Source organism: Halalkalibacter alkalisediminis, from assembly GCF_028610705.1.
GTDB classification, from domain to species: domain Bacteria; phylum Bacillota; class Bacilli; order Bacillales; family Bacillaceae_D; genus Halalkalibacter; species Halalkalibacter alkalisediminis.
The window spans coordinates 15001-28628 of record NZ_JAQQWT010000032.1; the positions used below are offsets into that span (position 1 = coordinate 15001).

At 35.1% G+C, this 13628-nt stretch carries 13 protein-coding genes and 1 pseudogene; 6 read left to right on the forward strand and 8 right to left on the reverse strand.

Translation table 11 applies throughout. The features are described from left to right. Positions 1–10: 10 nt before the first annotated feature. The 4 genes from PQ474_RS21880 (at position 11) to PQ474_RS21895 (ending at position 2228) form a co-directional block, all read left to right on the forward strand. Complete coding sequence (locus tag PQ474_RS21880) at positions 11–721, forward strand: hypothetical protein (RefSeq protein WP_273847725.1); 711 nt, start codon at positions 11–13, stop codon at positions 719–721. Beyond that, positions 714–1019 carry a hypothetical protein gene (locus PQ474_RS21885; RefSeq protein ID WP_273847726.1) on the forward strand — a complete coding sequence of 102 codons (306 nt, stop codon included), beginning with the start codon at positions 714–716 and terminating at the stop codon, positions 1017–1019. Before PQ474_RS21880 ends, PQ474_RS21885 begins: the two co-directional genes overlap by 8 nt. An 85-nt stretch (positions 1020–1104) precedes the next feature. After that, positions 1105–1263, forward strand: coding sequence for a hypothetical protein (locus PQ474_RS21890; protein ID WP_273847727.1), 159 nt, complete (start codon positions 1105–1107; stop codon positions 1261–1263). A 782-nt stretch (positions 1264–2045) separates the two neighbouring features. After that, positions 2046–2228: an ACT domain-containing protein gene (locus tag PQ474_RS21895; RefSeq protein ID WP_273847728.1), complete on the forward strand. Its 183-nt coding sequence runs from the start codon at positions 2046–2048 to the stop codon at positions 2226–2228. A gap of 101 nt (positions 2229–2329) precedes the next feature. Here PQ474_RS21895 and PQ474_RS21900 read toward each other — a convergent pair whose 3' ends face one another. Continuing rightward, positions 2330–4912, reverse strand: coding sequence for a helicase-related protein (locus PQ474_RS21900; RefSeq protein WP_273847729.1), 2583 nt, complete (start codon positions 4910–4912; stop codon positions 2330–2332). A gap of 257 nt (positions 4913–5169) precedes the next feature. Next, the gene (locus PQ474_RS21905) at positions 5170–6792 is read right to left on the reverse strand and encodes a Na/Pi cotransporter family protein (RefSeq protein ID WP_273847730.1); all 1623 of its coding nucleotides are present in this window, start codon (positions 6790–6792) and stop codon (positions 5170–5172) included. A gap of 272 nt (positions 6793–7064) precedes the next feature. Here PQ474_RS21905 and PQ474_RS21910 point away from each other — a divergent pair, with 272 nt between their 5' ends. Next, positions 7065–7376, forward strand: a complete 312-nt coding sequence (locus PQ474_RS21910; RefSeq protein WP_273847731.1) for a DUF3892 domain-containing protein — start codon at positions 7065–7067, stop codon at positions 7374–7376. A 154-nt stretch (positions 7377–7530) separates the two neighbouring features. On the opposite strand, the gene PQ474_RS21915 is transcribed toward PQ474_RS21910, so the two are convergent. The 6 genes and pseudogenes from PQ474_RS21915 to lepB all read right to left on the reverse strand — a co-directional run bounded on the left by PQ474_RS21915 (position 7531) and on the right by lepB (position 13124). After that, a complete protein-coding gene (locus PQ474_RS21915; RefSeq protein ID WP_273847732.1) occupies positions 7531–8196 on the reverse strand; it encodes a hypothetical protein in 666 nt (221 codons plus the stop codon). 186 nt (positions 8197–8382) lie between these two features. Continuing rightward, a pseudogene (locus PQ474_RS26435) lies at positions 8383–8769 on the reverse strand (acetamidase/formamidase family protein); the annotation flags it as partial. A gap of 12 nt (positions 8770–8781) precedes the next feature. Further along, positions 8782–9324, reverse strand: a complete 543-nt coding sequence (locus PQ474_RS26440; RefSeq protein WP_337956388.1) for a hypothetical protein — start codon at positions 9322–9324, stop codon at positions 8782–8784. Positions 9325–9509: 185 nt separating this feature from the next. Further along, positions 9510–11306, reverse strand: a complete 1797-nt coding sequence (locus PQ474_RS21925; protein ID WP_273847733.1) for a sensor histidine kinase — start codon at positions 11304–11306, stop codon at positions 9510–9512. Positions 11307–11324: 18 nt separating this feature from the next. Beyond that, complete coding sequence (locus PQ474_RS21930) at positions 11325–12308, reverse strand: BMP family ABC transporter substrate-binding protein (RefSeq protein WP_273847734.1); 984 nt, start codon at positions 12306–12308, stop codon at positions 11325–11327. A 195-nt stretch (positions 12309–12503) separates the two neighbouring features. Beyond that, positions 12504–13124 (reverse strand): signal peptidase I, encoded by a 621-nt coding sequence (gene lepB, locus PQ474_RS21935; protein ID WP_273847735.1) that lies wholly within the window; start codon positions 13122–13124, stop codon positions 12504–12506. A gap of 243 nt (positions 13125–13367) precedes the next feature. Between lepB and PQ474_RS21940 the strand changes: the two genes are divergently transcribed. Next, positions 13368–13628: hypothetical protein (locus tag PQ474_RS21940; protein ID WP_273847736.1), on the forward strand; the 261-nt coding region annotated here is incomplete at its 3' end.

Consider the following 13628-nt stretch of genomic DNA (forward strand, 5'->3'; position numbering starts at 1 on the left):
ATTTTTATCAATGGAAAGTCACATTCACAAACATCTTAAGACACAATCTTTATATTGGCTTAAAGAAAAAATGACAGACCTATGTGCAAATGAAGTAAAACTTTTTTACCGTAGAAATCGTTTTAAAGCAGATGCACTTGGTATAAATATGAAACGAAAAGAGGCCCGAATCATAGAAGCCAAAGCAACAAGGGCTGACTTCTTTCGGGATGAAGTCCTTCACTCTGATTATGGGTATCATCAAATGGCTCATTATGCTTATCTCTTGACGCCAGAAGGACTATTATCAACGGAAGAAGTACCAAAAGGGTATGGTTTATTAGAAATGGATGATTACGATAAAATTGTCGTTAAGAAAAAGCCAATAAAAAACCCAAGTCCCCTGCTCACACTTGACACACTGATTAAGCGTACGAGTCGTGCGGCAACAAATGCTGTTTTGTTTCAGGAACTGACAAAGGAAACAAAGGATACAACAGAAGGCGAGTTTTCAAAAGGAGCCACCGTTCAACTAATAAGTGCAACCTGTCCAGCATGTAAAAAACGAAAAAAATATCTAGTCAAGGTCAATCAATTAGAAGTGATCTGTCAAATGAAGAAATGTAAAAAACAGATCCCTCTTACAAAAGCAAGAATTCATATCGTTACACAATACAATGAAACATTCTATCAACAATTAAACGAGCTAATGAACAGCAAAGAAGGAGTAAAAGATGAATAAAAAAGAAATGGAAGAAAAAGTGATCGCTAATTATCAACAAGACGAACAGATGATGATTTTGGTTTTTGCGCAATGGTGCATCAATCATGATCTTGATCCAGCAGAATTGTATACTTCTGCCTATCCACAGCAAGGTAAAAATGCTTCTCTTCAATACGCAATTGATTTAACAGTACCAAAGCATGAGTCTGAACCGATTCCCGATGATACATTACTTGGCGTCCTGGCCCTATTTGGAAACGACGATCTAGCTTTTGTCGTAGCAGAAGAAATTCAGAAACGGAAAGGTCAATACTAATAACATCACTCGTTCAACTTAATCGGAATAAGACAAGGATCATGAATCATAGACTAGAAGACACAAGATCTAGGAGGTGGCTATCATGATCCCAGCACTTCTCGTAAAAATTGCCCTTATTATTATAGTAATTCGCTCAGCGTATGTCTGTATCCATATGCTAAATAAACGATTAAGTAGTAATTTATTAAATCTTCTTTACCATGCATCCATTTTCATTATTGCCTTATCGTTTTTGATCTAACAACCGTCATAGTGAGACAAATGACTCCTAAAAAGCTTTGCCTCACTATGACCTAAACGATTTACTCATTCACTATCAGTCACGAATTATTGTGTTCCCCCTTGCTCTCACCTAAAATTACTTCTATTACTTTTTAGCTAGTTAAATAAGTAAGTACAGATACTCAAAAATTGAATGTAGATAAAGTCGAGATTTGATAAAATTTTATAAATACAGGCTTGAAGATTGAGAATTGGGACACCGTCTCCATCGCAATTCATTTATGGTGTAAGAAGCTTAAATGCTAACAAGCTTAAGGACGTCCCCTTAAGCTTGTTCAATACTGGATTTTTATTCATCCCTATCCATCTTTGTAGTGTTAAACGTATTCATAGATCAAGCTGATACCTCGCAGTTATCTTCCCCTGACCGAAGCTAACTAATGTACCTTGGATTTTTCTTCAGGTAAGCTAAAAATCCAACATATAGTAGATTCATTACTATTGTAAATAAAATAATCTCAATGATATAATCTCTTCCGGTGAACATACTACCTATGAGCAAACCGTTAACAAAGAAAAATCCAATTAAAACAAGCATTTTTTCTGAAGACATCTTTATCACACCTTTTTTAAAAGTTACCTATATTTAATTCAATTTGAAATGGACCTTACAAAAGGACCTTTTGAGGATTGCTTACCTATTATCGTTCGCTACCCCTTTGTACCCATTGTAGATGAAGAAGAGTTTATTGGGATCTTAAGCGTTCCATAATAGAAAAAAACGCTAGAATCTTGTTTGGTGTGGGTGTAAAAGGTGTACGTATTTTATTAGATGTTCACGATCGTGTCGGAACACTACTAGGAATTACAAAAATCATGAATAAATCTGGTGTTAACATCATTTCTGATATTGGTTTTGAATCAGGTTCAACTTATCTACACACGGTTCTCATTAGATATAGAAGAAATGCCAAGTCTGGGTAAAATTCTAACGATTTAAATAAACATGGATATCGAGTCCTTGGAGTTGAATAAGGACATTGGGACTAACGCTAGGTATAATCAGCTAGGGTTAGTCCTTTTTATCACTTATAAGCTCTTCTATTTCGATAATATCCTTGTTCTCTTCGCTTAACTCTTGATGTATAACAGGTGTCACAAATCGTGAACGCGTGATCCCAGTTTAGACTTTTCCCACAATGCTTGCATGATTTCGTTAGATTCTTCACGTCGTTTTTTAAATATTCATGTACTCCATCACTGATCTCTTCTCTCACTCTCTCCCAGTAAATGGCCTCCGTTCGTTTATCTAACCGATACAAAAATAACAGATGTAAGCCAATAGATTTATAAGATAGTTCCATTTCTTCAAGGGAACCCCTTATAATTTGCGGCTCTGGAAGTTCTTCGCCTCTAATAATAGCGATCATTTTCTCTTGCCATTGCTCAATTAAACCCGAATCTTTTGTTGAGAAAGGAAGGTGTAAGAAACCATAAAGATCCATCATTGAAAGACGGGCCTCAATTTCTGTACCTCTAATGATCTCATATAATTCTTTTTCTTCAGAGAGCGTTGCCTTTTTGGTTCCTTTAGGACTATCGAACTTATCCCACATCTCAAAAAATGTACCTAGATCACGGTAATATTTTTGAAACCGTTCAAAAACTGCATTTGTAGGTGCAATGGCAAATGTCTGAATAGCCTCATCCTCTTTTTGAAGTAAATGCTTCATTAGTTTAATATCCGAAGTAAAAGCTACCTTCCCTACATCGTATATCCCTTTACGTCCCGCTCGTCCAGCGATTTGTTTCACTTCTTGAGAAGTTAATCTTCTTCTTCGTGAACCATCAAACTTTTCATTTTCTAAGAAAGCAATCCGCCGGATCGGCAAATTCAAGCCCATACCAATAGCATCGGTAGAAACAATTACACTTGTTTCCCCTTCTATAAAACGCTGCATTTGCTTCTTGCGAGTTTCCGGGGGCATACTTCCATAGATCATGCTAACAGAATAACCATTCTTTTGAAGCTGAGAGGCGGTCTCTAACACGCGGCGTCTAGAAAAACAGACAAGTGCATCACCTTTTTTGGTTTGCCTCATATTAAATTCTTTTCTTTCCACTTGAAGTGGAATATCACGGCTATAATCAAAGATCTCGATGTCTTCTGAGTCACCTAAAAGTTGTAAAACCATTTCTTCTGCGTTTCGGCTTCCAATGATGTGGACTTCATTTGCATTCGCTTTAGTTATCGCTTTATACCAAGAAAAACCTCGATCTTTATCGGCTAGCATTTGTGCTTCGTCTATCACGATGACCTCGTAGGATTCTTTTTCATGAAACATTTCAACCGTACAAGAATTATGGTTTGCACCTGCAACCGTTTTTTCTTCTTCTCCTGTTTTTAACGTACAAGGAACCCCTTCGCTATTTAGTTTGTCATACACCTCTAAAGCTAACAAACGTAATGGTGCTAAATATAGACCACTACGAGCTTTCATCATTCTTTGCAAGGCATGATGCGTTTTCCCTGTATTCGTTTCCCCAATGTGTAAGACATACCTTATACTTCTTCCAGCAGAAGGTCTATACTCACGGCCAAAAATGTCATCGAGAATTCTCGCTTCCTCTTCCTGCTTTCTCTTAATGGCTTCTTCTTCTTCCTGTTTCTTTCGCTCTCTCTCAACTAAATCATCTTTGTAAATATTCGTATGCACGTCAAAATCGAATGGAATTTTAGCTACCTTTAATAAGTCAGAAAGGAGTTCTGATTGAATAAGTGATAAATATTTTTTATGCCAAGGTTCCAGTGTAAGATCAACGACACCCTTCAATTTAGAAACCGTTAAAGACGCGTCATATAGGGCCTTGTATTGTTGAAGGATCTCCTCTGTAAGTGATTCTACCAACTGGTCACTAATATAATCTGTCAAAACTTGATGAACAAAACGCTCATAAGCATAGAAGTACGTTTCATATTCCCAGTAATATGCATTATGGATTTCACCTGTTAATTCATCGAAAAATTTAGAGACGGTAAAATAATCAGTTGGAGAAAAGGCTCCATCCTCTTCCAACTTCTCTTCAATTTTAAAGGTTTCAATCATTTTATACTTCGGTTTCGTTATTAGATCTTTCTTTATTTTTTCACTGACTCGGTAACGCAAATATATGTAAATTCTATGTTCCTCTTGCTGTAATAACTTTTCTAAAGCTTGTTCCACTTTTCGTTGTAAATCTCTTCTTAGTTTTGTTCGTTCTTCTTCAATCAAGAATAATTCGTATTTCTTTTTTGCTTGTTCAAATGTTTCTTTCCACTTCTTAACATCACTTTGAAACGTACTAATTAACCATTCTTGTACCTTAAAGGGTTTGAATGTTCTCATTTCATTACGAAATAAGCGATTTAAAATTTTTCGATCAATTCCATCCACTATATAATTCCGTTCAGCTAACAAAGCTTTTTTCTCTCTTTTTGGAACATCATTGGTTACCTTATTTAGCCAAACATTGACCCATATTTGCTCAATATACGAACTCCGCTCTGTTAAATATTGCTCAAACGGAGGACAATGATCTAATAATTCTAGATAACGATCGATATCTTCAAATACTTTGACTTTAGTATGTTCAACTGCTTTTGGATACACGTTCATTAATTTATTCATGAGTGTCTCCTTCAGAATCCGACTTGTATTAAACTCACTACATACATGGTGGTTTATCTATACTCCTTATATTAAATGCCTACCGTCTATACAATCAACTTATACTTCTTAAGCAATTTCGTTATAGATAAAAATTTATGTCCGTTAAAGATTCTATTACTTTTAGAATACGGTAAATAATGCTTTTTATGCACCTTTGTTTTTCCGGAGCTAAACTTAAAAAAGAACGACTATAAAAGTCGCTCTTCATTCTTTCTTTAATCTTCTCCTATTACTACATCGGCAATATTAACCGCATGGTCCCCAACACGTTCTAAATTACTTACGATATCTACATAAATAATTCCTGCAGATCCTGTACATCTATTCTCATTTAAACGTGCAATATGTTTTTTCCTTAGATCACGTTCCATTTTATCAATTTTTTCTTCTTTCTCTAATACAGCCCTTGCATCATCTACATTATTTGTTTCTAACGCTTTAATAGCTTGTCTTAATGTCGAAAGAGTAAGATCAAACATTTCATCTAAATCTGCAATCGCTGATTCAGAAAACTTAACCTTATTGGCCATTTGAGATTCCACGAGTTCCATAATGTTCTCCATATGATCCCCAATTCGTTCAATATCTCGAATTGTATCCATCAAAGTTGAATGAAGTTTGGAATCATCTGGTGATAATGAGTGTGACGATAATTGCACTAAATAATCGGTAATTTTCCGATCTAAATTGTTAATCGCATCCTCAAATTGGGGAATTAATTCCCCATGCTTCTTATCATGCGTTTTCATATATAGGCCAACTGTCTCCAACCCTTTTTCAGACAATTCTGCCATCCGTAATACTTCTTTCTTCCCTTGTCCTAAAGCAATGGACGGAGATTCTCTAATAAATCGTTCATCTAAATGTTTAGCCTTATACTCAATCGCCGAATCTTGCCCTGGAATGATTTTCGTCACGATTAAAGCTAATACCGCTACAAATGGAAGCTGAATTAACGTATTAGAAACGTTAAAAATTCCATGTGCAAAAGCAATCGTCATTTCAGCATTCAATAACAAAGCTTCTTGAATTCGTCCAATTAAAAATAAAAATGGCTTAAATATTAACAACACGATCGTAGTACCAATTAGGTTAAAAATAACATGAGTTAAAGCAGCTCTTCTTGCTGCAATAGACGCACCAATTGAAGCTAATACAGCCGTTATGGTTGTACCAATGTTATCACCAAATAATACTGGTAAAGCGGCTTGTAAGTTAATTAAGTCTTGTGAATAAAGTGATTGTAGTAAACCAATTGAAGCAGAAGAACTTTGAACAATCACAGTGAATATCGTACCAATTAAAACACCTAAAAGGGCATTATCACTCATGCTTATCGTTAAATCTGTAAAGGCTTGGACTTCTCTTAAAGGTTTCATTGCATCACCCATTAAGTTCAGCCCGTAGAAAAGAGCACCAAATCCAAAAATAACTTGTCCATAATTATTTACTTTATTGTTTTTAAAGAAGAATATTAAAAATGTACCAAGTGCGATAATCGGTAATGCGTATGCTGAGATTTTAATACCTATAATAAAGGCTGTAACAGTTGTTCCGATATTTGCACCCATAATCACACCAATGGCTTGTTTTAAGGTCATAAAACCTGCGTTTACTAGACCAATGGTTAGCACGGTCGTACCGGTACTTGTCTGTAAAAGGATTGTTACAATAAGTCCTGCAAGCACTCCCATTACAGGATTAGTAGTGAAGCGATCTAATATATCTCTTAAACGATCACCTGCTGCTTTTTGGAGTCCATCTCCCATATATTTAATACCAAATAAGAAAATACCCAAGCCTCCAAAAAACATAAACAAAATTGTCTGCAAATCCATTTCATCAACCCTTCTCTTCTTCTCTGTCGACAAATTTCAACAAAAATTATATTCCCCTTTTCAATATTAAAAAAATGTGAACACAATGTAAAGAAACGAATTGTTAAGATATTGTAAAGGGATTGTAAAGATTAATTTAAAAGTTGACTTCCATGTTAGTCTGTCCTTAGTAGTCTAATTTATTAAGAAGATTTTCTAGCTAAATCAACTTTAATGATTCACAAAACTAAGTTTGAGCAAACTAAAAGGAACCATTTAAAGGAGGTACGCACATGGCACAAGATCATTTTGAGGAAGTCTTCGAGCAATATCGTCGACAACTTGAAGAAAAAAGTTCGATAAATCCACCAGAAGGGAATTCGTCTCTAGAATATATTGTTGCCGTTAGAAAAAACGATGACGGGGACTTAATAGCTTTTAAAACAAACAGCGGTAGAGAATTAGACTACATTCAAGCGCTTAATGAAGCAAAACAAGGTCTTCTAGCTCATGTTGATATCTTTCATAAATATGGACGTGACATTTTGAAAAGCGAACCGGATGGGATAAAGGAAAATAACTTCGTACAGTTACCTCTATTTTGATTTGAAAAAGGGTTGCATAAAGAATTTTTTATGCAACCCTTCAGTGTAGTTCAAAACAAATTAAATATAAAAAAGCATTCTTAACAAAAAACAGTAACAAATGGAAGGAATTCACCCAAACATTTATTACTGTTTAATAATGCTTTTTTACTTATTATTCAACATCCATGCTCTTGATGGAATCCATATGACTAGCGATCATTGCGATGATCGTGCTTGCCTCGTCTTTACTAAAGATAAAATTGAATTCATCCTTAATTAAGTCATCGTCTTCAGTTCGAACACGGTTAATTCGTTGAAGAATTCCATCTCCTGTTTCCGGAATGACTCCAAACTTATAAGTAATCTCAACTTCTTCCGTATCATCAATGTAGGCTGTGACTTCCGGAGTTTCCCAGTCGACTTCTAACGTTTCATATTCTTCAGCGTCATCGTCAACTTCTTCATAGTACTCCTCCTCATATTCGTCATCAGCTCTATACTCTATCGCTTCTTCGTAATCATCGTCATCGTTAATGAAATCATGAAAACTCTCGTGTACAACATCAATAATATCTTCAATGTCTTCAAGGATCGTTCTCGAAGTTAAGTCTAAGTCTAGATCAAAGGACTCAATATAGAATTCGTTGTTAAACGGATCAAAGAAAAGTGTGCAAAAATATTCACGCTCAAAGTTTTCTAATTCAACGAAAAACTCAATACGTGGATGTTTGGCACCTTTGTCGATAGACATATGACCTATCTGATCATACTTATCACAAATGGATTCTAAATCATCTTGAAGCTCTTCAGTAACTCTATCAAACCAGTCTAATGTCACAATAATCCGCCCCTTTTATGTAAGATGCTTTCTAATCTTGAATGACTACCTCTAGTTTGACCCCACGTATGAGTTTTCAATCACATTATGTGAAAGTTTTAGGAAGACTTCTGTAAAAAATTATATGTTCTCCACCTTTCATCCTTTCTCGACTACATTAAGTATATGTATTCATTAACATACCACTCAGCTCCGAAGATACCCATGTGGCAATACTGCGTGAACGCCTTTTACTTGATTTACGATTTGCGTAATTCTTAAGTCAACAACAACGCTTGCTAATGCGGTAGCTTCTGTTTTATCCACTTTGTGGATGTGTTGAATAAGCAAGATCATTTCTTCCAATGCCATAATCGTTGCCTGATTCAAATTTTCGTGAAATCCGAATGTAATCCAACCAGTTGGTGTATTAGCTTTCGACAGAATTAATGGCATATCGTGTCTAACAGTTAAAGTGATATCTACGAGGTCCATCGGGCATTCAATTGCTTGCCCTGAAACTTCACCGTCTCCTTGGGCTGCATGACCATCACCAATTGAAAACAACGCTCCATCAACGGAGATCGGTAAATAGACTGTACTTCCTTAAACAAGCTCTTTACAATCTATATTACCTCCGCAGTAACGTGGTGGGATTGTAGAATGAACGCCAGCTTCTTTAGGTGCATTCCTCTTAACACCCATGAAGGGCCTAAACAGTACCGTAAAGGTTTGTTTTTCAATGGAGGTAGATGCGATCATTTTAGACGAATCTAGAACCCAGTCAAGCTTAATTTGCTTCGCATTAACTAGTCCCAATTGGTCATTGTGCCAATTCCATTTCCCCCCAGCACAATTCCATCCATACCAAGATGGGACAATATCATTAATCTTCACTTCCAACGTGAGACCAGGCTTCGTTTGTTCAATCCCAATCGGACCGATAATTGGATGCCCCCAAGCTTGCTCCTTTTCTCTTGATGAATATTCATGTCTACCTCCGTCTTTATCGTTATTTCCCCAGCCGATATCAATGGTACTACATTGTACTGAATCACCCGACTGTACGGTTAAAATAGGCTCATACGCATTGCTAAAAGAAGCATGTAAGTTTTTATCGACAGCATCAATCACATATTTTCTTGTCATTCGTTCCCACCCTCTCTTTGTAATTTGGGTTACTTTATGCATTCATTAAAAGAAATACCTTTAGCAGCATTGTTCGTTCAACATGAAGTGAGGGGCAACCACTTACCAGAACCACATTATTACAAAGAAAGCTAACCTTGATATACTCAAACTAGTATATCAAAATTAGCTTTTTTATAAATGGTCTATTTAAGAGGCAATGTAATTAAAAATGTTGTACCTTCCTCACTAGAAGAAGCCAACTTAATTTTGCCATCATGATTATCGATAATCTTTTGAACAATTGTCAATCCTAACCCAGTTCCTTTTTCTTTAGACGTTAAAAAAGGATCAAAAACAGAAGCCTGAATAAATTCCGGTATCCCTTTCCCGCTATCTTTTACATATATTTCATATTCATCTGCTTTACTGCGTGAATAAATGAAAATATTACCTTGATCATCCATGGAATCTATACTATTTCTGATTAGATTATGAAATACTTGTTTCATCTGCTTTCCATCAACCCTCATTGAAATTCTTTCGAGGTTTATGGAGAATTTAATATTCTTATGTTCAACAGAATGTCGAATTAACGGGAGTATATCATTTATTATATCCTCCAAAAAAAATTCTTTATAATGAGGAGCACTTGGTTTAGTAAGAAGTAGCATTTCTTCTATAATGGCATTTATCCTTTGAAGCTCTTTTAATATTAACGGAAGATGAAACTTTTCTTTTTCTTTTCCAGTAAACGATCGGTTCATAAGATTTAAAAAGCCATCTATAACCGTTAAGGGGTTGCGTATTTCATGAGCTGCACCAGCAGCTAGTTCCCCAACAAGAGCTAATTTTTCAGAATGATGCATTCTTTTTTCTAACTTCTCGGTATCTGTAATATCTATAAAATAAAAAATTCTTCCTATAGACTCCTGCTTTTGATCAATAAGCTCAGATTGAGAAATTAGCAAAGATCGTTCCTCTTTCGACGTATAATAAGGGATTTTCACATTGTTAATGATTTCTTTTGAAACCAAGGCGTCCCAAAACGTTTTGTTCTCTTTAGATCTATTTAATGGAACCGAAATAACCGATTCCTCATTTCCTAGCAGTTGCTTCGCTGTAAGATTCAATGAAACATTATATGACCTTTTGTCAAAGGTAATAATTCCAACCGGAAGTGAATTTAATATTTGTTCGCGATACATTTTATCTTTTAAGATCGTGTCAAAGGATTCTTTTAAACCTAAAGACATTTTATTAATGGAACTAGTAAGGTGACTAAATTCAACCTGAGAAGTTTCTTCAACCGTCATTCCGTAGTGACCATTGGCAATCTGATCGACTTTTTGTACAAGCCTCTCAATCGGTTTTGTTAAGTTTGAACTAATTCGATAAGCTGAGAATCCAGCAGCAATAATAGCGACAATCGTTAAAATTAATAGCAACCATAACGACTCATTAATAATCGTTGAAAAGTGATTCGTATGATTATTTAGAGACGAAATGACGTTGTTTTTTTTAAGATTAAGTTGATCGTTAATCGTTCCTAATTGGATTAGATATTCGTTCACCAAATAGGTTTCTAAGATCGCATGATTACTAAATAAAATCAGTCCTTGTGCTTTATTTATAATCGTAAAGTCTAACAGATCAATTTCTGTTTTTAATGGTACTAAGGAAGGAGGGGGACCACCATGAGACAATTTAATCTCGTCATCAGAAGTTGCGATAAAAGATTGATAGGATTCTACTAAAGAACAGCAATGATTATTTTCAAGATAACTTTCAATAATCATTTTTCTTGTTAGTAGTTCTTGTTGCCAATGAGTAATCCAGACCAATTCGGGAATCGTATTTTGATTGATTTCATAGCTTACGGAATTAACCTGATCAATCGATTGAATTAAAACGAAAGAAAAACTACTAAGAATCATAGTAGTTAAAAGGAGAACAATTAAAATTTTATTACGAAATGACATTTTCTTAACAAGATTTTTCATATTTCTCCCCACTTCACATTAATCACGATTATTTGCTTCATTGTCAATAAATTGTAAATCATCTTTTGTAAACATCGGTCCAAAAGGAGCAAGCTGGTACACTCCATCTTCTTCGGTTAACAGTTTAACTCCATGCTGTATGCCCTCTTCACTAAAATAATCTTTCATGATCGCAACATACATCTGAGAAACATCATTCATTACGCTAGTTAAGATCCATTCACTTGCCATATAGGACTGATCTTCTAAGTACCCTATCATATAAATTTGATTTTGTCGTCCATATTCAATAACAGCGCGATTAAACCCATTTCCTCTTGCATAAATAACATCTACGCCCTCATCAATCATTTCCTTCATATATTCTCCTGCTTTAGCATCATCATCCCAACTGTCGACGACCTTATAGTAAAATGCAATTTCTGGATTAGATTGATAGAGTGCTGCTTCAAATTGAGGTTGTTCCTCACGTGCATCAATAGCATCGATCAAACCTACTTTATTTGTTACTGTAATTAGAGCTGCTGCTATTCCAGCTTTTGCTTCTATCACTCCTTGATTAAATGAATAGACAGATTGATTTTCATGTATAGCATGACCATGGATCGTAACAAAATTCACATTCGAATGGGTCGGTGCCAGTTCTGTAAAAACATCTGAAAACTCTCTCCCATGACCAATGATTACTTTTGCACCGTCCTCTAAAGCTCTTTCAACTGTCTCTAATTGTAAGGCTTCTGTATTAATTTCACTATATAAAGTAACCTCAATAGGAAATTGTTCTTCTATTTTAAGTTGTCCAATGTATGCTAAACTTCCCCAGCTTTGGTCGACGACCTCGTCTGAAGTAATTATTGTCACTTTGGTTTGTTCGTCTGTTCTTTCACTATAAGAGGATTCGCTTAGAACATTACTCACTTTAATGATAATTGTGGTAATAAATCCAAAAGCAACAACCACTGTTAATATGAGGATCCATCTAGGTTGATTTAATGGTTGCATCTATCATTCTCCCCTTTTTTGCTCTTCCATCTATTTTACTTAAAAACAAGAATTAGGTCTACTAATCGTTTCGTGTTTTTCTACTTTTTTCGACACGGTTCTTTTACTTTTTAACAAACTTCTTTAAGTTTACGACAAAAGAACCTCTAATGATAGCGTTAATATCAATAAAGGCTCTTATTTTCATATTTTGTATTATAGTAAATTAATTCGATCAAATGGATAAAATCTCAAAACCACTTTACCTACTAGATTCTCAATTGGAATAGGACCAATGGCTCTACTATCTGAGCTGTTGTTCCGGTTATCTCCCATGACAAAAACATGATTATCGGGTATGACAAATACATCATTCGTTACATTCATCTCTTCTTTAATATAATCTTCTACTAACAATTCACCATTTCTATAAATATTTCCATTATTAAATTCAATTGTATCCCCAGCTTCACCAATTACACGCTTAATCCAAATGTTTCCCTTTTCCCTTTTATCAGCAAAGAGAGATAAAAAGGGACTATCAAATATTTGATCTTTAAACGTCCTTATATAATTAACCCGACTATCAATGATAACCATTTCACCATATTCAGGAATATTCCCTAAAGTATAAGCACTCTTAAACACTATAATTCGATCTCCAACTTTATCTGTATCTAACAGATCTTCCCCTGTCAAAGTTGGTTCCATCGAACTTCCGCTGACAACATATGGTTGAATTAAGAAAATGTTAATCCAACTAGCTAGTAAAAAAGCCAATAATATAGCATTTCCCCATTTAACATAATGAATCGTTTTCGTATGAATAGTTATCACCTCTCATCTTCTTTTTACCCATTTTTGAGCGGTAATATAACACCCTTTACTACTATTTATGTTTAAACTTTCTACAATAGATCTTAATCTAAGAATTTCACAATACTAGATTGAGTAGAGAAAAGATTCACCTACTGTATGAATGTAGCGCTTTTCACGTTTTGAATTCATGTGAATAAGCTGTATTAACATATAACAATGGTGAATAAGTGGAGAGAAAATATATGAAAGGAGGAAATATGTGTGGCCAGATACCGAAGTAAACCTGTTGTTGTGGAAGCCGTGAAAATCTCGAGGACCATTACCATTGAGACATCTGAAGGAACTGTAAAAGGGTATCCAGGGGATTACCTAATCACAGATGCCAATGGAGAGCAATACCCCTGTAACTCAGCAAAATTCGAAAAATCATATGAACGGATTAAAGATGGTATGGATGTAAAATCTTTAATCATAAGATCACTAAGAAAAGTGAAAAGAAAATCCAAAGAAGTATTTCAGAAG

What these genes read in the sequence shown, in the direction of transcription:
- PQ474_RS21880 (WP_273847725.1), top strand. Translation starts at nt 11, where the DNA reads ATGGAAAGTCACATTCACAAACATCTTAAGACACAATCTTTATATTGG.
- PQ474_RS21910 (WP_273847731.1), top strand. Translation starts at nt 7,065, where the DNA reads ATGGCACAAGATCATTTTGAGGAAGTCTTCGAGCAATATCGTCGACAA.
- PQ474_RS21930 (WP_273847734.1), bottom strand. Translation starts at nt 12,308, where the DNA reads ATGCAACCATTAAATCAACCTAGATGGATCCTCATATTAACAGTGGTT.
- PQ474_RS21890 (WP_273847727.1), top strand. Translation starts at nt 1,105, where the DNA reads ATGATCCCAGCACTTCTCGTAAAAATTGCCCTTATTATTATAGTAATT.
- PQ474_RS26440 (WP_337956388.1), bottom strand. Translation starts at nt 9,324, where the DNA reads ATGACAAGAAAATATGTGATTGATGCTGTCGATAAAAACTTACATGCT.
- PQ474_RS21925 (WP_273847733.1), bottom strand. Translation starts at nt 11,306, where the DNA reads ATGAAAAATCTTGTTAAGAAAATGTCATTTCGTAATAAAATTTTAATT.
- PQ474_RS21900 (WP_273847729.1), bottom strand. Translation starts at nt 4,912, where the DNA reads ATGAATAAATTAATGAACGTGTATCCAAAAGCAGTTGAACATACTAAA.
- PQ474_RS21905 (WP_273847730.1), bottom strand. Translation starts at nt 6,792, where the DNA reads ATGGATTTGCAGACAATTTTGTTTATGTTTTTTGGAGGCTTGGGTATT.
- PQ474_RS21885 (WP_273847726.1), top strand. Translation starts at nt 714, where the DNA reads ATGAATAAAAAAGAAATGGAAGAAAAAGTGATCGCTAATTATCAACAA.